This window comes from Jiella pacifica (assembly GCF_010500815.1).
In the GTDB taxonomy this organism is placed as follows: Bacteria; Pseudomonadota; Alphaproteobacteria; order Rhizobiales; family Rhizobiaceae; genus Jiella; species Jiella pacifica.
This window is the reverse complement of sequence record NZ_JAAAMG010000001.1, coordinates 367,378-391,401: the sequence shown is the minus strand read 5'-3', so window position 1 is coordinate 391,401 and position 24,024 is coordinate 367,378. Positions and strand designations below refer to the sequence as shown.

The following is a 24,024-nucleotide window of genomic DNA, read 5'->3' as shown; positions in this document are numbered from 1 at the left end:
TTGCGGCGCTTCAGTGCGCCATCAGGAGAGGCAGGCGGCAATGGCGGATCAGCTCGCGCGTCACGCCGCCGAGGAGATACTCCCTCAGACGCGAATGACCATAGGCCCCCGCGACGACGAGTTCCGCGCCCACCGCATCGGCCTCCTTGAGAAGGCCTTCCGCGGGGTCTTTCCAAGCGGCAAGCTCGCGGATCTCCACCTTCACCCCGTGCCGGGCGAGATGCCGGGCCATGTCGTTCATCGGCTCGAGCCCGCGCTGCTCCGCCGCACCCTCTTCGGCGACGGTGGCCAGGATCACTTGGGTCGCCCGCTTCAAGAGCGGCAGAGCGGCGGCGATGGCGCGGGCGCTTTCGGGCGTGTCCCGGAAGGCGACGAGGACGGTGGACGGCAGCCCGGACACGGCGGCAGCTTCGGCCGGAATCAGCAGGATCGGCATACGCGCGTCGAACAGCACGGCCTCGAACAGCGACATGTCCGTCGCCTCGACGACCGAGCGTTGCGACTGGACGACGAGATCGACGAGGCCGCTCTGGCGGGTGACGGCATAGCCGAGCTCGCCGAGGGTCCCGTTCGAGCGGCGCAGCTCCCACGGCACGCCGAGCCGATCAAGCCGGCCGCGGAGTTTCTCCTCGGCCTTTTCTCCGACCACCTCGGCCTGACGGGCGAACTCGGCCGCCAGTGTCTCAGAACCCGGCGCGGTGGCGAGGATCGGCGTTGGGATGTGATTGAGGAGGTGGCAGTCGAGATGGGCGCCGAACTCGCTCGCGAGCGTCTCGCCATAGGCGATTGCCGCCTCGTCGCTCGCCGCGCCGGTCACGATGACGGCAAGATCGGCGACGACGATCGGCGTGTCGGCCAAGGCAGCGTCCGTTCCGGCTTTGCCGGTATCATTCCCGATGCTCATGGCGACCACTCCTTTGTTCCAAAAACGCAGACGACGTTACCATCCGAATGCGACCGGCCGAATTGACCAATGTCAAGCCGTTGCGCCACGACCGAGAGAGGGTCCAGAAAGGACGAGGAGACCGGCGCGCGTGCCGCTTTCACATCGATGGTTCGGAGAGCTTGCGCGCAGCGGGCTTGGCTTCGACGCCGCGATCCGGCAGTTCTAGCATCCGTCCATATCACGCGCTGGCGGCGCTGCGGCGAAATTCGGCGAGCCGGCGGGAAGGATTGTCTGATGTATGTTCTCTTCCGGGCTCTCGGCCTTTTGGTCCTCGCCGTCGGCGTGGTCTTCGCCGTCGGCGACATCGCCCGCTCGCTCGCCGATGAGACGACACAGCTCGTCAGCATCGACGAAGCCTTGTCGTCCATGGGCTTCGTCCTTGCCAACAGCGCGCCGGAAAGCCGCACCGTCGCCGTCGTCGGCACGTGGTCGATGTCGATCACCTGCGGCGCCATCGGCTTTCTCCTCTTGCTCCTCGGCCATCGCGGCCGGCGGCGCGACAGGAACGTTCGCCGCATTCCGTGAGGCGGCCCACTCGTGAGCTGGCCTCGGAAGGTCGCGGCTTGAACCGCGGGCATCCTCGCCGACATAAGTGATCGATGGTCGGCAGGATGCGGCATCCGCCATTCGGTCAATGGCCTGCCCCTCGGTGCCATAGTCCCGGCGCTCGCCCCAAGGAGATTTCATGTTCATCATCGACATGTTTTCCAAGAAGATGAAGCTGCCCTCGGCCGAGGATGCCCTGCCCGGCCGCAGCGAACCGATCCCGACCGCGGCGGAGCACTTCATCTCGCACCGTCCGCTGAAGGGGCCATTCCCGCGGGGTCTCGAACAGGCGACGTTCGGCATGGGCTGCTTCTGGGGCGTCGAGCGCAAATTCTGGCGGACCGAGGGCGTCTACGTCACCGCCGTCGGCTATGCGGCGGGCATCACGCCCAACCCGACCTATCAGGAGGTCTGCACCGGCCAGACCGGGCACAACGAGGTGGTTCTCGTCGTCTTCGACCCCGCCGTCGTCTCCTACGAAGCGCTGCTGAAACTGTTCTGGGAAGGCCACGACCCGACGCAAGGAATGCGCCAGGGCAACGACATGGGAACCCAATACCGCTCGGGCATCTACACGTCCACGGACGAGCAGGCCGCGGCGGCGGCGGCCTCGAAGGCGCTCTATCAGGAGGCGCTGAAGAAGGCCGGCCACAAGGGCACGATCAGCACCGAGATCCTGCCGGCGGCGGAATTCTACTATGCGGAAGACTATCACCAGCAGTATCTCGCCAAGAACCCGCGAGGCTATTGCGGCGGTGGCGGTACTGGCGTCGCCTGTCCGGTCGAGAAAGTCGCCTTGCCCGCCGAATAGGCAGCGCGCGGCGGCATTGGGCATCCGGTCGCTCGTTCGGGCAAGATCGCCGTTTCCCCCGCGCCGCCTTCACCGATCCCTCTGAATTTGCTTCATTCTCGCCGCGACCCGTGCCAATCTTGAAATCGGTGCGGGTATTCGCCCCGTCGCGCGTTTACGCGGCGGCCGCGCGATGTCCCGCAGGAAACGAACCGCCGAAGCCTCTTCGCCAACAGGGATCCTGACACCCATGAGACACGTCCTGGCCGGAATTCTCGCAGCCGCCCTTTCCACAACGGCCGCCTTGGCTGCCGATTTCAAGCCGGCGATCCTCTACGATCTCGGCGGAAAGTTCGACAAATCCTTCAACGAGGGCGCCTATGACGGCGCCGAGAAGTTCAAGAAGGAGACCGGCACCGAGTATCGCGAGTTCGAGATCGTCAACGACGCGCAGCGCGAACAGGCACTTCGCCGCTTCGCCCGCGACGGGGCGAGCCCGATCGTCTCGGTCGGCTTCTCCCAGGCCGCGGCGCTCGAAGCCGTCGCCAAGGAATATCCGGACACCCAGTTCGCCATCATCGATTCCGTCGTCGACCTGCCGAACGTCCGCTCGATCCTCTTCAAGGAAGAGGAAGGCTCCTATCTCGTCGGCATCCTCGCCGCGATGAAGGCCGAGGACGGCAAGGTCGGCTTCGTCGGCGGCATGGACATTCCGCTGATCTCGAAATTCTCCTGCGGCTACAAGGGCGGCGTCAAGTCGGTCTCCAAGGACGCCACCGTCTACGAGAACATGACCGGCTCGACGGGCGCCGCCTGGAACGATCCCGTGCGCGGCGGCGAACTTGCCAAGGCGCAGATCGACAAGGGCGCCGACGTGATCTTCCACGCCGCCGGCGGCACCGGCATCGGCGTGCTCCAGGCTGCGGCCGACGCCGGCAAATACGGCATCGGCGTCGATTCCAACCAGGATGCCCTCTTCCCGGGCCACGTTTTGACCTCGATGGTCAAGCGCGTCGACACCGCCGTCTACGACGCCTTCACCGCCGCCAAGGACGGCAAGTGGGAATCCGGTGTCGTCACCCTCGGCCTCAAGGAAGACGGCGTCGGCTACACCATCGACGAGCACAACAAGGATCTCATCACCGACGAGATGAAGGCGGCGGCCGAAAAGGCCAAGGAGGACATCATCGCGGGCAAGATCACGGTCCACGACTTCACGACCGATTCCAGCTGTCCGTATTGACATCGGCAGACGAGAACGCCGCCACGCCTGCCCATGGAACATTCCGGGGCAGGTCTGCATCGGCGTGGAGCGGGGCCGACAAGGATCCGGGCCCGAACTGACGTCAGAACCCTACAGCGCTGCCGGACGTCCGGGCGGCGCTTTTTTTTGATCCCGCTGGCGGAAAGGCGCAGCGCCCGGACTTGAGAAGATCACCGCGCCGGCGCGACCCTGCCGCGAAATCAACGACATGCCGCAGCGCAATAGCACTGATCAATTGCTAAATTTCGGCGCACGATCATCAACAACAGTCAGTTCAAGTGATCATTCATCGCCGCTTCTTCGATGGGACGATAGTCGAATTGCTGTTGCCTTGCCGCGCGCTCTGCCCCTACTCTGCAGAGATCGGTGACGAAGCTGGGAGGAAACTGCTTCGTCACGCGACCAAGGGAGGTGATCTTGAGCAATCAACGTATTGATCGCAGAGCGTTTCTCGGGCGCTCTGTGCTTGCCGGAGGAACAGTTGCGGCAACGCTGGCCGCACCGCACGTCGCCCGGGCGCAAGGCCAGACGACGACATGGCGGGTGCAGACTTCGTGGCCGGGCGGCATCGGCCTCCAGACCTTCAAGGAGTGGTGCGCCTCGATCAAGGAAAAGACCGGCGGCGAGCTGGAATTCACCCCCTTCGGCGCCAATGACGTCGTCGGCGATTTCCAGCTCTTCGACGCGGTGAAGAACGGTGTGCTGGAGGCGGTGAACCCGTTCACGATCTATGCCCAGGGGATCATCCCCGCCGCGGTGTTCCTCACCTCGTATCCGCTCGGCCTGCGCAATCCGCACGAGTTCGACACCTTCTACTACGGCCTCGGCGGCCTCGAGATCGCCCGCGAGCTCTATGCCGCGCAGGGCATGTATTTCGTCGGCCCGATCCAGCACGACGCCAACCTGATCCACTCCAAGGTGCCGATCCGCTCCATCGACGACTTCCGCGACCGCAAGATGCGCCTGCCCGGCGGCATGGTCGCCGAGGTGTTCCAGGCGCTCGGCGCCAAGACCACCGTTCTGCCCGGCTCGGAGATCTTTCCGGCGCTGGAAAAGGGCACCATCGACGTCGCCGACTATACCGGCCCGGCCGTGAACTACGCGCTCGGCTTCAGCCAGGTGACGAAATACATCTCCATGGGCCCTCCGGGCTTCATGTCGCTCTATCAGCCGGTCGACCTGATGGATCTCACCGTCGGCATCAACGCCTGGAACGCGCTTCCCGATGAAATGAAGCAGTTCGTCGAGATGGAGACCCATGCCTATTCCGACATGCATCATGCGGCGATCCAGAAGGCCAATCAGGAAGCCTGGAAGAAGTTCGCCGACGACGGCACCGAGGTCACCCGCCTCACCCAGGACGACGTCGCGCTGATGACCGAGGTCGCGGTGCCGATCTGGTTCAACTGGGCGAACAAGGACAAGAACGCGGCGCGGATCTTCCAGATCCAGCTCGACTACATGCAGTCCGGCTCGCTCGGCTACGTCGAACCGGATCTGCTCGAGGGGCTGGAACTGACCAACCTCTGAGCGCTGCGCCTCCCTCAGCAAAAAATGCGCGCCGGCTCGGCGCATGATCCGGAAAGGCGGCCACCGGCCGCCCGACCGGATCACGCCGGCGCGCATCGCCGGCGCGCCTTCACGCCATTCACCGCAACCCACTTCCCGTATCAGGACCCAGCACCATGCCGAGTTTGACCTTCGTACTGCCGCACTGGCTGTACTGGGCGATGCTCGTCGTCTTTCCCGTCGTGGCCATGGTCTTGGCACGGCGCGGGCGAAGCGACGGACCGCGGCTCTATTCCCTGCCGCTCGCCTATTTCGTGCTGGTCACCGGCGGCATGCTGGGCCTGCACCGGTTCTATCTGAAGAGCATCTGGTGGGGCCTGTTGTTCCTGCCCCTGTTCTTCGTCATCCTCTTTGCCAACGCCCATCAGCGCGACGCGAGGTCCGCCTATTCCGACGCGGCGAACATCGTGCGCGTCTCCAAGGGAACGATCGAGCGCGAGGAGCCGCGCCTCGCCGAGGCGGACCAGACACTCGCCGCCCTGCGGAGCGAGATCGAAGCGGCCGAGGAAGGCTCCTTCACCAAGCGCGCCGCCGAAAGGCGGCTGCAGCGCGAGGAGCGCCGGCTTGAAAGCTCGCGCCAGAGGCTCGAAGCCTCCCGCAGCGATCTTCTGGAGCAGCAGGCAATCGCCGACACTGCCGGCGCGGACCGGGCTTTTTGGGAAACCGTTGCCTTCGTCACCTTCCTCCTGATCCTCGCCCTCGTGGCGCTCGACGCGGTGCTCTTGCCCTTCCTCGTGCGCCGGGCAAACCGGGATCTCCATTCGGCGGACCGGACGGACGAGGAGCCGCTGGCAAAGCTCTCGGGCGAATTCGTCAAGGACAGGGCCAACGTCTCCTCCGGCTGGACCGGGTGGATCGACCGCCTGTCCTTCTATTCCGGCGAATTCGTCTCCTATTGGGCTGTGATCGCCGTCTTCGTCTACTACTACGAAGTCGTCGCGAGGTACGTCTTCAACTCGCCGACCAACTGGGCCCATGAGGGAATGTATCTGATGTTCGGGATGCAGTACCTGATCATGGGCGCCTATGCGATGCTGACGGAAAGCCATGTGCGGGTCGACATCTTCTACGCCCCACTGTCGCCTCGCAGGAAGGCGCTGGCCGACATCCTCACCTCGGTGTTCTTCTTCATCTTCGCCGGCGTGCTCCTCGTCACCGGCTGGATCTTCGCGGCCGACGCGACGCGGGTGAGCGAGGTCTCCTTCACCGACTGGCAGCTCGCCTACTGGCCGTTCAAATGGGCGATCGTCGTCGGCGCCCTCCTCCTCGTCCTGCAGGGGGTCGCCAAGCTCGCACAGGACTTTCGAACCCTCGCAAGCGGGGTGCCCGGCACCCCCGGCCCCTCCAGCGGAAAGGCCTGAGCCATGGGTCTCGAAATCGACATCGGCTGGCTGACGCTGATCATGTTCGGCAGCCTGCTCTTGCTCCTGATGGCCGGCCTGCCGCTCGCCTTCGTCACCGGCGGCCTCGCCTGTGTGTTCCTCTTCATCCTCGGCGACTGGCAGACGCTGAACATCGTGCCGTCGCGCATCTTCCCGCTGATGACCAACTACCAGCTCTCGGCCATTCCGCTGTTCATCTTCATGGCGGCGATGCTGGAACGGGCGGGCATCATCAACGACATGTTCGACGTCATCTACAAGGTGCTCGGCGGCGTGAAGGGCGGCCTTGCCGCCGCGACCATCATCGCCTCGACGATCCTCGCCGCGATGGTCGGCGTCATCGGCGCGGCGGTGGTCACCATGGGCATCATCGCGCTCCCCGCCATGCTGAAGCGCCACTACAATCCCGAGATCGCCATGGGCTCGATCATGGCCGGCGGCACGCTCGGCATCCTGATTCCGCCGTCGATCCTCGCCATCATCTATGCCGTCGTCGCCGAACAGTCGGTGGGCGAACTGTTCATCGGCGCGGTGCTTCCGGGCCTCCTCCTGTCCGGCCTCTACATCCTCTATGTCGTCGTGCGCTGCTACATCGATCCGAGCCTCGGGCCCCCGGCCCCGCTGGAAGAGCGCATTTCGTTCCGCGAGAAGGTCCGGGTCTTGTCGAAGATGTCGGCGCCGATCGCCCTCATCGTCGTCGTTCTCGGCGTCATCTTTTCCGGCGTCGCGACGCCGGTGGAAGCGGCCGGCATCGGCACCTTCGGCGCCTTCATCGTCGCGGCGATCCATCGCAAGCTCGACTGGCCGACGGTCCAGGGCGCGTGTCTGACGACGCTGAAGGCGACCGCCATGGTCATCTGGATCATGTTCGGCGCGACGATCTTCGTCGGCCTCTATGTGCTGGAAGGCGGCCAGCAATTCGTCGCCGGCGCCATGCAGGGCATGGGCCTCGGGCCCTGGGGCATCCTGATCTTCATGCAGCTGATCCTGATCTTCCTCGGCATGTTCCTCGACTGGGTCGGCATCCTCCTCCTCTGCGTGCCGATCTTCGTGCCGATCATCAAGGGCCTCGGCGCCGCCGCCTTCGGCCTCGACAGCGGCGACGATCTCGTCCTGTGGTTCGGCGTCCTCTATCTCGTCAACATGCAGATGAGCTTCCTGTCGCCGCCCTTCGGCTACGCGCTCTTCTACCTGCGCGGCGTCGCCCCGCCGGAAATCCCGATGACCCGCATCTTCAAGGCGGCGATCCCGTTCCTGATGATCCAGCTGATCGGGCTGGTCCTCTGCATGGTGTTTCCGCAGATCATCACGTGGCTGCCGCGGCTGATGTATGGGTAGGGCGGCGTCGGTGCAGCTGCCGCGTTTCAGCCAGCGGGACGCAAGGGCGTCGGCCGAAAGCAGCCTGTCGGTCGCAAGCGGGCCAAGCGCCTTCCAAGGCCGGGGCGCGCGGCGGCGGCCTCGCCGGCGCATGCGCCGCAAGGGGAGGAAGCGTCATTTCGCCCGCTCGACGCGGCGGGCGACGGGATGCCGGAGGCAGACCCTCCGAACTTTGATAGTCTACGGTCCGCCTCCGGCATCCCGCGCGGTGCTTGACGGTTCCGATACATCGCCCCGGCCCGCTGCCTTTTCGGCGACCCCGACGCTGCCGCGGCGGGGACGGGTCGTCACGATGGCGGCTGGCGCTTCCCAGGTGCCCCCAGTCAAGCGGACCGATCCGCACCCCCCGCATAGTCGAGGAGGGGCCAGCGGCGCCTCGCAACCGTCCGGGACGGCCACCCTCCGGAAGAGCGCGCCGCCGCGGACACCGCCCGCCGGCCCCCGAACGATCCCGGTGATCATTCGTGCCCGTTCCGTGGGCCGGCGGTCGGGGGATGATACGGGCGGCGCGAGGGGGTGGGGATATCTTTTTTCGGAAGCGATTTTTTTGCGGCTGTGATGGGCCGAAAGCGGACTGTCCGCTTCCAGAGAAAACGGTTAATTAAACGGACATGCAGTATTGCGTCGAATCTCTTTCGACGAGCCGCGCCAGATCCGAGTGAGCGCTACGTCTACACTAAGGAATTTGCCTGGCTTCCGTTCATGAATCCGCTGCGTAGGGCGGTCTGATGTGGAAAACGGCTCGGCAACGCTCGGGAGGGCGATATGGCTGAAACCCAGATCGAGTGGACCGACTCCACCTGGAATCCTGTCGCGGGATGTTCGATAGTCACCGCCGGCTGTACGCATTGCTATGCGATGGAGATGGCGAAGCGACTCGAAGCGATGGGCGTCGACAAATATGTCGGTTTAACGCGCAAGACCGGCAAGCGAACCGTCTGGAACGGCGTGGTGCGCGAAGACCGCGACGCGCTGTCGATCCCACATCGCTGGCGTAAGCCACGCAAGATCTTCGTCAATTCGATGAGCGATCTGTTTCATGAACGGGTGAGCGACGCCTTCATCCTCGATGTCTGGCAGGTGATGCGCGACACGCCGCGGCACAATTATCAGATTCTCACCAAGCGGCCTGAACGCATGGCCGAACTTGTTGGCGGCCAGATCGAGGAAGTCCTGCCCAACGTCTGGCTCGGCACCAGCATTGAGGACGCCGATGTCGTGGATCGCATCGACCATCTGCGCAGAGCGCCCGCCGCGATCCGCTTCATCTCGTTCGAGCCGCTGATTGGAGCGGTCGGTGCCGTCGATCTCAGCGGCATCCACTGGGCGATCGTCGGCGGCGAAAGCGGCAAGTCCGCCCGTCCGATCCGCGAGGAATGGATCGACGAAATCCATGCTCGATGCCTCTCGGCAGGTACCGCATTCTTCTTCAAACAATGGGGGACGTGGGGCAAGGACAACAAGAAGCGCTCGAAGAAGGCGAACGGCCGCGAGTATCGTGGGCAGACCTGGGATGAAATGCCGGCCGTGATGCACGCTGTCGCGTAACGGAGACGGGAACAGGGGAGGCAGTGTGGTCGAGAAGCGATATGAGTGGGTGGACGGTGCCGTCCTCGAAGAACATTCGCGCCGGAAGCACAAAATCCTTCGCGAATATCTGTTCGACTATCTCACCGTCCGCTGCAAGCTGCCGCAACAGGAACGGTTTCGGCTCGCTATCGTCGATGGCTTTGCCGGTGGAGGTCGCTATCAATGCGGGACGGCTGGCTCGCCACTGATCTTCTTTGAGGAACTGAAGCGCGCGGTTGAAGCCGTAAATACGCAACGGGTTGTTCAGGGGCTTGGCGCGATCGAGGTCGAGTGCTTGCTCGTCTTCAACGATGCCAGCCGCGACGCGGTCGAGCTACTGAAAAGGCATGTCGCCCCTATGCAGGCCGATATCGCGCTGACGTGCCCAAAGCTTCACCTAAAAGTGGAGTATCTCAATGACTTCTTCGAGGTCGCCTATCCGAAAATCAAAGGGCTGCTTGGTCAGGGACGCTATCGGAGCGTAATCTTCAACCTCGACCAGTGCGGCCATAGCCATGTCGAACGCGGCACGATCCTCGACATCATGCATTCCTGGCCCGCAGCGGAAATCTTCTACACCTTCGTCATCACGTCGCTACTGGCGTTTCTACAGAAAGACGAGCCTGAGCGCCTGCGCGCGCAACTCGACCACCTCGGCATTCCGGCTAATGACATGCAGGCTCTCGACGGGTTGATGAGCCGGAAGGACTGGCTCGGCACGGCCGAGAAGATCGTCTTCGACGCCTTCCGCCTTTGCGCTCCGTATGTTAGCCCGTTCTCGATCAACAATCCCGGCGGCTGGCGATACTGGCTTATCCACTTCGCCAACGCCTATCGAGCGCGTCAGGTCTACAACAACATCCTGCACGACAATGCGAGCTTGCAGGCGCACGTCGGCAGGCCCGGCCTCAACATGCTTTCCTACGATCCCCGACACGGCGAGGGGATGCTGTATCTCTTCGATGACAGCGGTCGGGCATCGGCGAAGACTCAATTGCTCGACGACATACCACGTCTCGTGACCGAGGCGGGCAACGCAATATCAGTGATGGAGTTCTATGAAGGCATCTACAACGTCACCCCGGCGCACGCGGACGACGTTCATGCGGCGATCATCGAGAACCCGGACCTTCAGGTGATTACACCAGCGGGTGGTGAACGCCGCAAGGCCAACACTATCGCGGTCAGCGACATCATAAAGCTGAAGAACCAGCGCAGCTTCTTCCCAATGTTCCTGAACGCGGGGAAAAATATCAAGTCGGAAAGCCCATAGATCGACCTACCAGAGATGGCGAACTCTCAGAGCGCCACCCTTTGTTACCCCCGTTCTCTCCGAGGGGCGGGAGGCTCATACGCGGCCAGCACAAGGGATAAGGACATTGCCACCACTACCCGTGCTATGGTCAAGCACTACCCCGGCTCTCCCCGCAATACGATCTTCAACGGCGATTGCATCGACATGATGCAGGCGTTCATGGAAGCCCCCGCGAATATGACATCCCGATGAGGCGAGGAAGCGGACAGGATGCGAAAACCTAGCCGACGTGTTGAACTCAACGACATTATCGCCAACCAAATCCTTGGGGACGATCCCGAGGTGATTGCTCTCGTAATGAAGGTCCATCTTGCCCTTGAGGCAATCCTCATCGAGATGATCAGCAGTTTCCGGACTGACGATAAAATCTTCAAGCTGTCGTTTCCCGCCAAAGCCGATTTGCTCGAGAAGGAGGCCCTGATCAGCACCCATGATCGCAAAGCCTTCGACCGATTTAACGAATTTCGGAACGACTTTGCACATGTCTTTGGATATCAAGTTTCTCTTGCTGATGCCCTGGCTCTCGCACGAGACCTCGAAGACGAAGGTGTCGACTTCTCCGATTCTGTCGGACGTTACTCGCCTGAGGCGGCGACCGAGTATTACGGTGGCATGCTCGGCGTTCTTGAGGAGATCGGCTGGTGCGTGCTCTCCCACGCCAGTTACTGTCTGAGTGATGCCGGCGGCCGGAGCATTGTCTAAAGGAAAGTTGCGCCTGCCAGGTCGATGAGAGCTACCAATCGGTTTCTTGGCGGCAAGTTCGCTTGTAAGCAACTATGGAGAAACCCCATGGTCGCCGCGCCATTTCGAGCAGATGCCGAGTGTTGACGTACGGCAGCCTCCATAAGCGCCGCTCATTCTTAGGAACGACCGACTTGGGCGCATAGCCGCCAATCTCATTGCGCGCTTCTGAAGCCGGTCCACGCACGCCACACTTATGGGTCCGCCCGTCCCTTTTGTTCCCCCTCCCCCAATAGCCATCTGCCAAAACTCCCCTACATCCTCCCAAGGCGGCTCCACCTCCGCCCCATCCCCGCCCCGCCAGCCCAAGAGATCGCCCGCAGCCGATGCTGGAATCCCTATATGTCCTGATTCTCGTCGGCGCCGCGCTGATCGTCGTCGCCGCCTTTTCCAGCCTGCTCGCCTTCCGTTTCGGCGCTCCGCTGCTGCTCCTGTTCCTGTCGATCGGCCTCGTCGCGGGGGTGGACGGCATCGGCATCGATTTCGACAATGCGAGCCTTGCCTATTTCGTCGGGACGATCGCGCTCGCCATCATCCTGTTCGATTCCGGCTTCGGCACCCGCCTGTCGACTTTTCGACAAGCAGCGGCGCCGGCGATCATGCTGGCGACCGTGGGCGTGTTCCTGACGGCGGTGCTGTTCGGCCTTGCCGCGACCTATCTGCTCGGCATTCCGCTGGTCGAGGGGCTGCTGCTCGGCGCCATCGTCGGCTCGACGGATGCGGCGGCCGTGTTCTTCCTCCTGCGCGTCGGCGGCATCACCATCAGAGACCGGGTGCGCTCGCTGCTCGAGATCGAATCCGGCACCAACGACCCGATGGCGATCTTTCTGACGATCGCCCTCGTCGAGGCGATCGGCGCCGGCGGCGGCATCGAGACGCTCGGCGCGGACGTCGCCCTCGGCCTTCTCTCGCAGATGCTGATCGGCCTCGTCGGCGGTTTTCTCGGCGGCATGATGATCGCCGCCGTCATCCGGCGGCTCGCCATCGACAGGGGGCTGCTCCCGATCGTCACGCTCAGCCTCGCCCTGTTCGTCTTTGCCGCGGTCGGCGCGCTGGACGGCTCGGGCTTCCTCGCCGTCTATGTCGCCGGGCTCTATACGGGCAATGCCGGGCTCTCGAACGCCGCCGCGGTGAAGCGCTTCCAGGACGGGCTGACCTGGCTCGCGCAGATCGTCATGTTCCTGATCCTCGGGCTTCTGGCGACGCCCTCGCAGTTTTCCGACATCCTCTGGCCGGCGCTCGGCCTTGCCGCCTTCCTGATCTTCATCGCCAGGCCCCTGGCCGTCTGGCTCTGCCTCATCCCCTTCGACTTCCAGCGCCGGGAGATGGCCTTTGTCTCCTGGGTGGGCCTTCGCGGCGCGGTGTCGATCCTGCTCGCCATCGTCCCGCTGATCGGCGGGCTCGACGATTCGCGGCTTTTCTTCAACGCCGCCTTCATCATCGTCCTCGCCTCGCTGCTCGTCCAGGGCTGGACGATCGCCAGCGTCGCCCGGCGGCTCGGCCTCGTCGTGCCGCCGCGCACCGGCGCCATCGAGAAATACGAGCTCGAGCTGCCCGGCAGCGCCGACCACGAGCTCCTCTCCTACCGCGTCGCCGAGGACAGCCCGGTGGCGCGCGGCGAGCGCATCCCGCGCTGGGCGCGGCCCTCGCTGGTGATCCGCGAGGGTCGCTCGATGCGCTATCAATATGCCGGCAGGCTGCAGGCCGGCGACTACGTCTTCCTGTTCATTTCGCCGCGCTACCCGCCGCTGCTCGACCGGCTGTTCGCCCGGCCGGCAGAACTCAGCCCCGACGATGCCGAGTTCTTCGGCGAATTCACCATCGATCCCGGAGCCAGGGCCGGAGCGCTCGCAGAGGCCTATGGCATCCGCCTGCAGCCCGGCGAAGAGGCGCTGACGATCTCCGATCTGATGCTGTCGCGCCTCGGCGGCGAGGCCGACTATGGCGACCGCGTCTCGGCAGCGCCGGTCGAGCTGATCGTCCGCCAGACCGGCCTCGACGGCGCCGTCGTCGCCGCCGGCCTGTCGCTCGAACCCGAAAGCGGCCGCGGCGGCCACATCCCGCTGTTCTTCAGCCGGCGTGATTTCGCTGCAGCCCTGCGCAGGGCCTTCGGACGAAAGGAAAGGAATGCTGAAGACCGCGCTAAGTCCGGCTGATCTGGACGCTGCCGCGCCGGAGCGATACGAAACGGACGATTCAAGCCGAGCGGACTCGGCCATCGGCGAAGGAAAAGCCGGGCCGACACCGCCGCCGCTCGCCAGACCCCAAGGAGGAAGATCGTGACGACCTTCAAGACCCTCGACGACGCGGACGTGACCGGCAAGCGCGTGCTTCTGCGCGTCGACCTCAACGTCCCGATGAAGGACGGCGTCGTCACCGACAAGACCCGGATCGAGCGCGTGCTGCCGACGATCCGCGAAATCTCGGAAAAGGGCGGCCGCGTCGTCCTGCTCGCCCATTTCGGTCGGCCGAAGGGAAAGCCGAACGCGGACATGTCGCTTGCCCCGGTGGCTCCGGTCCTCGCCGAGATGCTGGGCCAGCCCGTCGGCTTCGCCGACGACTGCGTCGGACCGGTGGCGGCCGGCATCGTCTCCGCCCTCAAGGACGGCAACGTCGTGCTCCTGGAAAACACCCGCTTCCACGAGGGCGAGGAGAAGAACGCGCCCGACTTCGTCGACGCGCTCGCCTCGCTCGGCGACGTCTATGTCAACGACGCCTTCTCCGCCGCCCACAGAGCCCACGCCTCGACGGAAGGGCTCGCCCATCATCTGCCCTCCTATGCCGGCAGGACCATGCAGGCCGAACTCGAAGCCCTCGAAAAAGGCCTCGGCAATCCCGAACGGCCGGTCGTGGCGGTCGTCGGCGGGGCCAAGGTCTCTTCCAAGATCGACCTTCTCCAGAACCTCGTTTCCCGTGTCGACGCGCTGGTGATCGGCGGCGGCATGGCCAACACCTTCCTTGCCGCACAAGGGATCTCGGTCGGCAAGTCCCTCTGCGAGCACGATCTGGCGGACACCGCCCGGGCGATCGTCGAGGCGGCGAAGGCCGCCGGCTGCGCGATCGTGCTGCCGGTGGATGCGGTGATCGCCCGCGAGTTCAAGGCTGGCGCGGCAAGCGAGACGGTGGACGTTCACGCCGTGCCGGACGACGCGATGATCCTCGATGCCGGACCCAAGAGCGTCGAAACGGTCAACCAGTGGCTCGACAAGGCCAAGACGCTCGTCTGGAACGGCCCGCTCGGCGCGTTCGAGATCCAGCCCTTCGACAAGGCGACCGTCGCCGCCGCTCGCCACGCCGCGGAGCTGACCCGGGCCGGCAAGCTGGTTTCGGTCGCCGGTGGCGGCGACACCGTCGCGGCGCTCAATCAGGCTGGTGCGGCAGCCGACTTCAGCTATGTTTCGACGGCGGGCGGCGCCTTCCTCGAATGGATGGAAGGCAAGCCCCTGCCCGGTGTCGAGGTTCTGAAGGCATGATGACACAGCGCTCTGGGTTTTCCGGCCAGTCTCCTGGCGGGTTCGGAGAGTTCGGCGGCGATTTCGATCCCGGCGGGCTCGCGGCCTCCTTCAAGACCGGGCTGATCTCCTGGCTGCTTCTGCCGGTCTATGTCTGGCAGGGGCTTCAGACCCGGCGACGGGTCGAGCGCATGCGGCCGCCGGCCGGGCGGACGAGCGGCATTTACGGCGCACAGTCCATCGAGGAGACGGCGGTGCGGCTGCTGGTGCTCGGCGATTCCTCAGCTGCCGGCGTCGGCGTCGACAGGATCGACGATTCGCTCGGGCCCAAGCTCGCCGAGCGGATCGTCGCGCTGACCGGACGATCGGTATTCTGGCGGGCGGTCGGCGCGAACTCGGCCGTTTCGGCGGAGATCCGCGATCACGTCGTACCGAACCTCGCAGGCGAGACCTTCACCCACATCGTCCTGATGATCGGCACCAACGACGCCAAAAATTTCCATGGGGGAAGACGGTTCAAGAAGAGCTTCGGCGGCCTGCTCTACGCCTTGAAAGCCAAATGGCCGGAAGCCCGGATCGTCTGGTCGCCGCCCGTCGACATGAAGCGTGTGCCGGCGCTGCCGCGCGGCCTTGCCCACGTCCTGGAACTGCGGGCCCGGATCGTCCGGAAGATCGGCGCAAGGCTCTGCGCCGAGCGCGGCGGCGTCGTCGCCACCACCCTGCCCCGGGTCGAACCCGCAGGATTTTCGCGAGACGGCTTCCACGCTTCGGCCGAGGGCTATGCCTATTATGCCAACCATCTGGTCAGCTACGTCATCGGCAAGCTCTGAAACGGCAGGACCGCCTGCGGCCGCCTTCCTGGCCGAGCACCAGCGGCTCAACCCCAGATCGGGAGCGTTCGTGCCCGTCATGGAGGGCACGGCGTCGACGTTGCAGACACCGACGGATCAGCCGAGCGAAAGAGGCGCCGACGTCACCGCGCCGCGCGGATCGTGCCAGGACAAACGACTATGAGGGCGGTTCGCATCCCTAGAGAGCGGCAGGGGCGTTTGCCACGTCAGAGACGAACCCTTGCGCCCGTGCCTCGTCCACAGGAGGCAACACTTTCCACGACAAGACCAGCGCCCAAATCCTTTGAAGATCCAGGCGCTGGAAGTATCGTTCAGCGACCGCGACGACGCTTGTGGCCGAGGCCCATCTGCTTGGCCAGACGCGACCGTGCAGCCGCGTAGTTCGGCGCCACCATGGGATAATCCGCCGCCAGATCCCACTTCTCGCGGTACTCTTCCGGCGTCAGATTATAATGCGTCATCAGATGGCGCTTCAGCGACTTGAACTTCTTGCCGTCCTCGAGACAGATGATGTAATCATCCGTCACGGACTTCTTGACCGGCACCGCCGGCTTCGGCTTTTCGACCTGCGGAGCCGACGGCACCGTCGTCGTCCGCCCCAGCGCTCCGTAAACGTCGGCAATCAAGCCTGGCAGTTCCGAAACGGGCAGCGAATTGTTGCTGACGTAAGCAGCGACGACCTCGGCCGTAAGCTCCATGAGCATTTCGTTGTTATCGATTGCCTCGATCTGATCCAATTTATCACCCGATCGTTCATATCACGGCAGTGTCTCAAATAGTTCGCGCGATCAGCCGGAGAGCACTGCCGACCTTCAGTGAACGCGTGGGAGCACAAAAGCCATCGTTGTGCCTTGTTGCCCTGTATTCATGCCGATTTACTTGGTGTCAATAGGTCAGTTCTGTTTTTTCATATTTGTCCCCTTATCAGGGACAAAATCGGGCCCCGGCAGCAAGCAAATACAACAATGAGCGGCCGGGGCGAGTGCGATTACCCCCGGGGCACGTGTGAAAGACGCCCTGAAACCACACAACCGAAAGACGTTTTTTTGCGTATCGACAGGCAAACAATTTGGTGATTCACGATATTTGCAGGGAAACCACCAAACATTACAACTCGGCAAGACTGGATGCGCAGCTTCGCCTTGGAGAGATCGCTCTTCATGACATTCCGGCGACGTCTGGGTCGAGCCTTACAGAGTTTCCCACGAGAACTTCGCAACAGGCGATCTCGTCCGATTGCGGCCTCAATTTACGACGACTTGACGGCACGGCCGCCAGCGTCCCCTTGTACCAACGGACATGGACGGCGACGTGTCGACCCCGCTGAGTCCATCGTGATTTTCTGTGCGGCTCCAAAGCGTTGAAGAAGATCGCAGTCTAGAAAAAGCGCAACGACACGACGCTACTCGAACAGGCACTTGTTCTTTCAGAATGGTCGGCTGAACAAGATCGAACTGTCCATGTGGAAGCGACTCGGCATGCCGATGTTCCGTCGGTCTTCTCCCGAAGTCGTGGCGGACCCTTGGCGCGATATGGCGTGCAGGCTGCGCAAGCGATCCGTCGTACCGTCAGCCGGAAGCTCTAACGCCGGTGCTCGCGCACCCGCCCAGGGGAACTGGTCAGGATTGGCCGGCCAGTGCTTAACACCGCTCTCGGATTGCGATCTTTGGCCGCATCTCCAGGCATTTGAGCGGCCGCCTTCTGCGGACCGACTCGACGCGAAACGTCGCCGCGAAGGCTGCACCATTGCATGGCACTGAGCGAGGCTGAACGTCGCTCGATGCGAGCCTCACGCATTGGCCAGTTGCCGTCCACTGCGGCTATGAAAGAGGACACCGTCCGGTCGAATGACGGACGGTGTCGAAGCGGTCCCGAGAAGGTCTTCCGTCGACGAACGAACGGATGTCCCATTCGCCATCCCCGCGGCCGTTCCCGGCTGCGGGGCGAATGTCGGCTCAATCTGCAAACCGGGCCTCGATCAGGGTCACACCCTTTGCCCGCAGCGCCTCCCCGAGATCGCTGCTCGGATGTGCGCTGGCATTCCCGGCCGACTTGCGGGGCGCGGAAACCAGCGCGGCAAAGGCGATGCGCGTGGTGATCGCGTCCTGGCCGGCCACGGCGCCCGCTGCGCTCTGCTTCCCGACGCGGACGACACGGCCACCCTTGGCGGCACCAATTTCAGCCTCGATCGTCTCGTCGCGGGACGCAGGTTCGACGGCAGCGGTCACTTTCTTGCTGGGCTTCGCCCGCTCTGAATAGGAGACGTTCATCAAGCCGGGGTTTGCATCCGCGACCTGGGCCTTGCCTTCGGGCCGGGTCTTCGGAACGACTGCGGCAACCACGTCGCGCCGCTCGTCGGCGAGCGCGCCCAATGCCGCAACGGCTTCACGCCGCGGTTCGGGCGTCACCCCACCGTTCAGAACGGCGTCGAAGTTCGGCCGGTTGGTCGGCGTCGGGACGGCGAAGGCCATCTGCCCGGCAGCGACGGGCCCGGCGCCACGCTCTTCCTTTTCGAGTGCCGCGACCAGCGCGCCGACCGTTTCGTCGGAGACTTCCGCCTCGGCAGGTGCCACGGAAGAGCGGGCGGCGAAGGTCGGGACCGGAACGCGGGAGACTTCGAGCGCAGCGACCTGGGTGGCAGCGGGGGCCGCGACGGCGGCTGCCGGAGCGGACGGCGCGCCGGTATCGAAGGTGTCGGCGACGGGAACCGAGACGCCGGTCGGCAGGTCGCGGCTCGGACGCCGCTGAGGCACGACCGCGGCGATCTGGACCTCCTGACGAACGGGAGCAGCTCTCGCCGGCGCCTGGGCCGGCGCGGCGACATCGGCCTCGTCCTCGGCCGCTTCGGCGGCATCGCCACTACCGAACAGCATCGCGATCAGCGACTTGCCACCGCCCGACGAGCGGGACGAGCTGGCATTGGCCACCTGGATGCCAGACTGGCCGCGGCGCGACTTGTAGGAGGCGAGCGCCTGCTGGTAGCCTGGCAACGGCTTGCCGTCGGAGGGAACGTGAACGGTATTGCCATTCGGGAAGACGGCCATGAGCTCACGCCGGTTCATCCGCGGCCAATGGCGGGCGTTACCGACGTCGAAGTGGACGAAGGGCGAACCCGAGCGCGGATAATAGCCGACGCCGCCCACCTGCATCTTCAGGCCGATCTCGCGCATCTTCTTGAGCGGGACGTCGGGGATGTAGAAATCGAGGGCTCGCCCCATCGTATGCTGGCTCTGCTTGGCGACGCCCGAGGAGCGCGACCGCAGCATCTGGTTGGTGGCCGGCGAGCGATAGCCACAGATGACGTGGATGTAATCCCGCGAGCCCGACTGGCGGTAGGCCTCCCAGATCAGGTCGAGAAGACCCGGATCCATCGTCGTCGCCTTGGCCTTGCGCCAGTCGCGCATGAACCAGTTGATCTTCTTCAACTCGCCTTGGTCGTAGCGGCCGTTGACCTTGTAGGAGAAGGCCGCCTTCTCCCGCGTATGAAGATTGTAGAACTTCAAGGTCCGCGTGTCGGCTGCGGCGCTCGTTGCGACGGCGCCCGCCAAAAGCGTTGCGACGGCCATGGCTGCGAAACGCAAGGCCAAACGCCCAGCGCCAAGTGTTCGTCCGAACATCCGGCATCCCCTCGACTGACGTGTCGCGCCCAACCCTTCCCCCGGCGGGCGCCCCCTTATGTCACTTCGAACTTGCCCATAACTGCGGCATGAAAATGACAGCTGGAGATTTTCTAGATCTCACCTTGGCGAATTTAAGTGAATGATACATTAACGCCACGAATATATCGAGGGCGACGACGTCGGATTCGTATCGACATTCAACGGGTTGCATAAATGCCGCACCGCACGCGCAGCGCTTCGCGCGTGGGCGTTACGGTTACACAGGGGCGCATGAAAATCGCTACCCGGCAAAGAAGTTCCCGCGATCACGCCGGGAAATCGATCCTGTCGCGAAGATAAGCTTCCATGGCCATCAGCGACCTCTTGCCGGTTTCGGTTCCGAAAGCTTCGAAGACGTGGACGCCGCCATTAATCAGATGAAGCTCGACGGCATTGCCGGCAGCAAACCAGCGGCTGGCCATGAACAGCGTGTCGTCGAGGAGCAGGTCCTTGGTGCCGCAACTGAAGCGCGCCGGCGGCAGGTCGGAAAGGTCCGCATAGAGCGGTGAGACGACCGGATCCTTCAGGGCATACGCATCCGGCACGAAACGCAGCACGAACTCCTTCACGTCCTCGGCATTGAGCACGAGGCGCTCCTCGCCGGCGGCCCGAACGCTCGGCGTCAGCGACAGATCGTAGCAGCCGGCGACGAGCAGCGCCGCCCGGAACGGGCGCAGCTTGTAGTCGTCGCGCAGCCTGATCAAGGTGAGGACGGCGAGATGGGCGCCGGCCGACTCCCCGCCGATGGCAAGAAAACCGCGTGGCGCCGGCAGATGACCATTGGCGAGCGCGACGGCAACATCCACGCAGTCGTCCGGCGCGGCCGGAAAGGGATGTTCGGGCGCCAGCCGATATTCGACCGAGACGACCGTCAGGCCCGTCGCGTCGGCGAGCGAGCGCAGACGCGGATCGGATTCCTCCGAACCTCCGAAGACCCAGCCGCCGCCGTGAATGTGAAGAAAGCTGCCGCGCGTGGCGCGATCCGTCGGCCGGAAGATCCGCATCGCGATCTCCCGGCCGGCCGAACCGATATGGACGTGCGTCTCGGCGTTCTTGTCCTTCGGCGCGAAAGGAAAGATCCCCTTGCCCTCCTTGCGGGCCTTGCGGACCTTGTCCAGCGGCATCGACCAGGTGTCGGGGCGCTGGCGGTGTTCTTTGCGCAGCCACTCCGTCAGCTTGACGAGCTCGGGATCGGTGGCCTCGGGATCGAATGCGTCCGAGTCGATCTCCAGTCGCCGCTTTGCCATGCTCGTCATCCTGCCTGCCGGTGGTTGCGTTTCCCTGACAAAGCTAGGCGGTCTCGCCCGCCATGGTAGGGCCACAGCCGAGAGCATCCTTGCGATCGCGCGCCGCGGCGGCAGCAGCAACGCCCGACCTTCGTTTCCCTCGGTCTGTCTCTCGTCTCAGCCGCGCGGGCTCGCCGCTCGCCAAGCATTGATCGCCTCGATCGTCGCCGGTCCGAAAATGCCGTCGCTGCGGCCGCGATAGACCCCCTCGGCCCGCAGATAGTCCTGGATCGCCTGGCGGATCGGCGTCGCGAAGATCTTGCCGCCTTCGGTCACGATCAGTTCCTCGGCATCGGCATAGCCCTGGGCGAGCCCGGCCATCATGCTCTTTGCCGCATCGAGCGGCGTCGCGCCCGGCGCGCCGATGCCGAAGGCATCCATGAAGCCGACGTAGAAATGCCCGCCCGGCACGTCCTTTTCCGCCGCTTCGCGGTAGAACTCGAAGGCCTTGGCGTAGTCTTCGGCAACACCCTGGCCGCTATAGGCCATCTTGCCGAGTTCGACGAGCGCCTCGGGCACGCCGAAGGCGGCCGCTTCCTCGAACATCACGTAGGCGCCGGGATAGTCCTGCGGAACGTATGTGCCGTTCACCTTCTCGATGCCGAGGAAGTACTTCGCAAAGCCGTTGCCCTGGCTCGAGGATTTCTCCAGCCATTCGACCGCCTGGCGCGGGTCCTGCGCAACCCCGCGGCCGTCGTAAAAAGCCAAGGCCAGTTCGTATTGGGCGACGGACTGGCCGGCCTCCGCCGCCTCGCGGTAGAGACTTGCCGCATCCTCGTCGCGCCCCGCCGCCTGATAGGAGCGGCCGAGCTGGAATGTCATGCGGGCATCGCCTGGAGCCAGACGATGGGCCGCCTCGCAGGCCGGCACGGCCTTCGTCACGTCGATGTCGGCCGGCGCCTTCACCCCGGCGACTTCCGCCGGCTTGGTGGGATCGTCGGAATCGGCGGCGAACCGGTCGCATTCGGCAAGGACGCTCGCCGTCGCAGCCCCCGGGCGGGGCGTCTGCGCGTCACCCGGCGTTGCCAAAGCGGGCGGGGGCGCCAGAGGGACGCCGCCGGGCGACGGCACCAGCGGCAGCGGGTCGATCGGCGCTTGCGCGTCCGGCCGGTCTTCCGCGGGCGGTGCGAGATCTTCCGTCCCACCTTGCGCTGCGGGCGGAACGGGTTCGGCCGAAGGCGCGGCCGGCGCCGTGCCGAGCAGCGGCACGGCTTCGCCGCCATTCACCGAGACCGTCGGCGACAGCACCGCCATCTGCTGCAGCGGATCCGCCGCGCCGGCAAGCGCGAAGGCGGTACCGACGAGCGGCGCAGGTTGCCCCGGTTTGACCGCGACCCGCAGCGAGCGCGGGTCGCTCAGAAATGCGCGCAAGGCATCGGCGGCGTTCTCGGCGAGCGTCGCATTGCCGGTGGCGCCGAGGATCGCGTCGCGCGCGGCGGTCGGTATCGCCGCCCTGAACAGCGGCGGATCGATGTTCTGGGCCTTCGCGACGATTGCGAGAACCTTGTCGACCAGCGACGTGTTGACGAAATTCACCTCGGCTTCCCCGAGGCCAGCCCCGACGCCGACCAGCGCTGCCGGGTTCTTCGCACCGAGCAGGGTGCGGATGTCGGCGGGCGAGAAGTTCGCGAGTGCGGCCGAGACGGTCAGGCTCCCCTCCTGGCCGACTTCTAGGACCTGCGTCAATTTGAGATTCTGCGCCGCCGTGTCGCGTTGCATCATGGTGGTCAGGGTGAAGTCGAAGAAGTCGGGCCCGAGCTCCTCGAAGTCGGCGACACTGCTTTCGGTGATCGTCGCCATCTGCTGCGGCGTGAAGGCGAGATTCTTGACGCTGAACGTCGCCGACTGCGGCAGGCCGTCGGAGACGCCGTTGGTGGTCAGCTGGATCGCGGCGATCTTGAGAAGCTCGCCGGTCGGATCGAAGCCGATGACCGAGCGGATGTCGATGCCGCGCAGGTCGACCGGGCCGAGGCTGTCGCTGGCGGGCGTCGCGCCGACGGCGGAGAGCCGCGGATCGAGGATCGAGATCGAGGCGATCGTCGCCACCCGGTCGTTCGGACCGTTGCGTTCCGTCGCCCGGACGCTCGCCTTGGTCATGAAGATCGAATTGGCGGAGAAGGTCCCGTCCGCCTCGATCTTCGGCTTCAGGACGACCGTCGAGGGCGCCACGAAGCCGCTCCAGTTCGGCTGGCCGTCGTCCTTGGTCAGCCGGAGATTGGTGACGAAGAGATCACCCTGGTCGAGAACAGCGGAATCGTAGTGGAACCGTGGCCCGCTCTGGCTCGCGCCGCCCTGCAATGCGTTCAGCCGGTCGACCATCGTATCGGCGAGGAGCTTGCCCTCGTCGGTGGGCGCTTGGGGGGTAACGGCGGGGAGCTGAGGCGCGGCGACATCGCCGGCATTGGCCGGGCCCGTCGGCGCCGCCGGCGCGGCAAGGTCGGCGTCGGGTGCGGGGATCGGAACCGGCTGGGGATCGGCATCGCTGCCGCCGGCGGTGGTCGGGTTGCCGCCAGCCCCCGAGAACGGGTCCTGGGCGACGCTCGGCGCCACCGTTTCGCCGTCCTGCGGCACCGGCTGCGGCGCCGTATCGGCCTGCATCGGCGCGTCCGGCAAAGGAGCCTCGGCCGCCGCCGGAGGCGGCGTCTCGGCGCCGTCCGGTGCCATGGGGGCCGGTTGCTGCGAGAACTGCGGCGCCGGGCTTTCCCCTGCCGGTGCGGCCGGCGAGGCGCTTGCCCCGCCTTCGGTCGATCGGCCGGCCTTCTCCTCGCTCTGGCCCTGCAGGATGCGGGCGAAGCTGGCATAGGGGCAGGCACCGAAAGCATCGATATGGGCCTGATAGGCCCCCGGCGTGTCGATCTGCCGGGCGATCTCGAAGTGGTCCTTCGCCTCCCGGCAGTCTGTCGCGGCCTGGGCCAGAAGCTGGCCGGCATCGGCGGGCGATGCGGCAAGGAGAGCCACGCCGGCAAGAAGCGCGAGGCGGCGGGAGCGGTGCGTTACGGTCATCGGTCGAGGCCCATGGGTCGGTGGATGATATGCCCCTGCCCGGCGTCATGACCGCTCCCGACGGGAGAGTGGACGAGACACCGAACCATTGCGCCGGAGCGGCCCGAGATCGGGTTTCAACCTGCCGACGCGGCTGTACGCGAAGATACAGCGAATGAGACTTCGAAGACGCTTCTGCGGCGCCCACCGAGGCACGGGATCGCTGAGGCGCACGAGAAAATCCGCCGTTCGACTGGACGGACCTCGGCGACGCCGAGCGATCGGCACCACCCTG

General features: G+C 64.8%; 17 protein-coding genes. 12 read left to right on the top strand and 5 right to left on the bottom strand.

Annotated elements, in window-relative coordinates; all coding sequences use genetic code 11:
- Positions 1 to 10 precede the first annotated feature (10 nt).
- Entirely contained in the window at positions 11 to 904 is an 894-nt protein-coding gene (locus tag GTK09_RS01775; RefSeq protein ID WP_163460752.1) for a universal stress protein, read from the bottom strand.
- A gap of 276 nt (positions 905 to 1,180) precedes the next feature.
- Between GTK09_RS01775 and GTK09_RS01770 the strand changes: the two genes are divergently transcribed.
- From GTK09_RS01770 to GTK09_RS01720, 12 genes are all read left to right on the top strand, one after another.
- Positions 1,181 to 1,471 carry a hypothetical protein gene (locus tag GTK09_RS01770; RefSeq protein WP_163460751.1) on the top strand — a complete coding sequence of 97 codons (291 nt, stop codon included), beginning with the start codon at positions 1,181 to 1,183 and terminating at the stop codon, positions 1,469 to 1,471.
- 160 nt (positions 1,472 to 1,631) lie between these two features.
- Positions 1,632 to 2,303 carry a peptide-methionine (S)-S-oxide reductase MsrA gene (msrA, locus tag GTK09_RS01765; protein ID WP_163460750.1) on the top strand — a complete coding sequence of 224 codons (672 nt, stop codon included), beginning with the start codon at positions 1,632 to 1,634 and terminating at the stop codon, positions 2,301 to 2,303.
- Positions 2,304 to 2,532: 229 nt separating this feature from the next.
- Positions 2,533 to 3,525, top strand: a complete 993-nt coding sequence (locus GTK09_RS01760) for a BMP family lipoprotein (RefSeq protein ID WP_163460749.1) — start codon at positions 2,533 to 2,535, stop codon at positions 3,523 to 3,525.
- A 438-nt stretch (positions 3,526 to 3,963) separates the two neighbouring features.
- On the top strand, positions 3,964 to 5,076 hold the full coding sequence (gene dctP / locus GTK09_RS01755) for a TRAP transporter substrate-binding protein DctP (protein ID WP_203560840.1): 1,113 nt from the start codon (positions 3,964 to 3,966) through the stop codon (positions 5,074 to 5,076).
- Between the two features lie 155 nt (positions 5,077 to 5,231).
- Positions 5,232 to 6,476 (top strand): TRAP transporter small permease subunit, encoded by a 1,245-nt coding sequence (locus tag GTK09_RS27130; protein WP_203560839.1) that lies wholly within the window; start codon positions 5,232 to 5,234, stop codon positions 6,474 to 6,476.
- A gap of 3 nt (positions 6,477 to 6,479) precedes the next feature.
- Positions 6,480 to 7,835: a TRAP transporter large permease gene (locus tag GTK09_RS01750; RefSeq protein ID WP_203560838.1), complete on the top strand. Its 1,356-nt coding sequence runs from the start codon at positions 6,480 to 6,482 to the stop codon at positions 7,833 to 7,835.
- Between the two features lie 804 nt (positions 7,836 to 8,639).
- The gene (locus GTK09_RS01745) at positions 8,640 to 9,422 is read left to right on the top strand and encodes a DUF5131 family protein (protein WP_163460748.1); all 783 of its coding nucleotides are present in this window, start codon (positions 8,640 to 8,642) and stop codon (positions 9,420 to 9,422) included.
- A 25-nt stretch (positions 9,423 to 9,447) separates the two neighbouring features.
- Positions 9,448 to 10,716 (top strand): three-Cys-motif partner protein TcmP, encoded by a 1,269-nt coding sequence (locus GTK09_RS01740; RefSeq protein ID WP_163460747.1) that lies wholly within the window; start codon positions 9,448 to 9,450, stop codon positions 10,714 to 10,716.
- A 252-nt stretch (positions 10,717 to 10,968) separates the two neighbouring features.
- Positions 10,969 to 11,460 carry a hypothetical protein gene (locus tag GTK09_RS01735; protein ID WP_163460746.1) on the top strand — a complete coding sequence of 164 codons (492 nt, stop codon included), beginning with the start codon at positions 10,969 to 10,971 and terminating at the stop codon, positions 11,458 to 11,460.
- Positions 11,461 to 11,825: 365 nt separating this feature from the next.
- Positions 11,826 to 13,655: a potassium/proton antiporter gene (locus tag GTK09_RS01730; protein WP_376767932.1), complete on the top strand. Its 1,830-nt coding sequence runs from the start codon at positions 11,826 to 11,828 to the stop codon at positions 13,653 to 13,655.
- A 123-nt stretch (positions 13,656 to 13,778) separates the two neighbouring features.
- Positions 13,779 to 14,972, top strand: a complete 1,194-nt coding sequence (locus tag GTK09_RS01725) for a phosphoglycerate kinase (protein ID WP_163460745.1) — start codon at positions 13,779 to 13,781, stop codon at positions 14,970 to 14,972.
- Complete coding sequence (locus tag GTK09_RS01720; RefSeq protein ID WP_246217631.1) at positions 14,969 to 15,781, top strand: SGNH/GDSL hydrolase family protein; 813 nt, start codon at positions 14,969 to 14,971, stop codon at positions 15,779 to 15,781. The genes GTK09_RS01725 and GTK09_RS01720 overlap by 4 nt, the downstream gene beginning before the upstream one ends.
- 332 nt (positions 15,782 to 16,113) lie before the next feature.
- Here GTK09_RS01720 and GTK09_RS01715 read toward each other — a convergent pair whose 3' ends face one another.
- The 4 genes from GTK09_RS01715 to GTK09_RS01700 all read right to left on the bottom strand — a co-directional run bounded on the left by GTK09_RS01715 (position 16,114) and on the right by GTK09_RS01700 (position 23,750).
- Positions 16,114 to 16,539 carry a Ros/MucR family transcriptional regulator gene (locus GTK09_RS01715; protein ID WP_163460744.1) on the bottom strand — a complete coding sequence of 142 codons (426 nt, stop codon included), beginning with the start codon at positions 16,537 to 16,539 and terminating at the stop codon, positions 16,114 to 16,116.
- A 1,218-nt stretch (positions 16,540 to 17,757) separates the two neighbouring features.
- Positions 17,758 to 19,383, bottom strand: a complete 1,626-nt coding sequence (locus GTK09_RS01710) for a peptidoglycan L,D-endopeptidase MepK (protein WP_163460743.1) — start codon at positions 19,381 to 19,383, stop codon at positions 17,758 to 17,760.
- A 344-nt stretch (positions 19,384 to 19,727) separates the two neighbouring features.
- Positions 19,728 to 20,708 carry an alpha/beta hydrolase gene (locus GTK09_RS01705; protein ID WP_163460742.1) on the bottom strand — a complete coding sequence of 327 codons (981 nt, stop codon included), beginning with the start codon at positions 20,706 to 20,708 and terminating at the stop codon, positions 19,728 to 19,730.
- Positions 20,709 to 20,864: 156 nt separating this feature from the next.
- Entirely contained in the window at positions 20,865 to 23,750 is a 2,886-nt protein-coding gene (locus GTK09_RS01700) for an SEL1-like repeat protein (protein ID WP_163460741.1), read from the bottom strand.
- Positions 23,751 to 24,024 lie beyond the last annotated feature (274 nt).

Excerpts from the sequence above, each read along its gene's own strand:
- GTK09_RS01775 (WP_163460752.1), bottom strand. The coding sequence starts at position 904 with ATGAGCATCGGGAATGATACCGGCAAAGCCGGAACGGACGCTGCCTTG.
- GTK09_RS01770 (WP_163460751.1), top strand. The coding sequence starts at position 1,181 with ATGTATGTTCTCTTCCGGGCTCTCGGCCTTTTGGTCCTCGCCGTCGGC.
- msrA (WP_163460750.1), top strand. The coding sequence starts at position 1,632 with ATGTTCATCATCGACATGTTTTCCAAGAAGATGAAGCTGCCCTCGGCC.
- GTK09_RS01760 (WP_163460749.1), top strand. The coding sequence starts at position 2,533 with ATGAGACACGTCCTGGCCGGAATTCTCGCAGCCGCCCTTTCCACAACG.
- GTK09_RS27130 (WP_203560839.1), top strand. The coding sequence starts at position 5,232 with ATGCCGAGTTTGACCTTCGTACTGCCGCACTGGCTGTACTGGGCGATG.
- GTK09_RS01750 (WP_203560838.1), top strand. The coding sequence starts at position 6,480 with ATGGGTCTCGAAATCGACATCGGCTGGCTGACGCTGATCATGTTCGGC.
- GTK09_RS01745 (WP_163460748.1), top strand. The coding sequence starts at position 8,640 with ATGGCTGAAACCCAGATCGAGTGGACCGACTCCACCTGGAATCCTGTC.
- GTK09_RS01735 (WP_163460746.1), top strand. The coding sequence starts at position 10,969 with ATGCGAAAACCTAGCCGACGTGTTGAACTCAACGACATTATCGCCAAC.
- GTK09_RS01730 (WP_376767932.1), top strand. The coding sequence starts at position 11,826 with ATGCTGGAATCCCTATATGTCCTGATTCTCGTCGGCGCCGCGCTGATC.
- GTK09_RS01720 (WP_246217631.1), top strand. The coding sequence starts at position 14,969 with ATGATGACACAGCGCTCTGGGTTTTCCGGCCAGTCTCCTGGCGGGTTC.
- GTK09_RS01705 (WP_163460742.1), bottom strand. The coding sequence starts at position 20,708 with ATGGCAAAGCGGCGACTGGAGATCGACTCGGACGCATTCGATCCCGAG.
- GTK09_RS01700 (WP_163460741.1), bottom strand. The coding sequence starts at position 23,750 with ATGACCGTAACGCACCGCTCCCGCCGCCTCGCGCTTCTTGCCGGCGTG.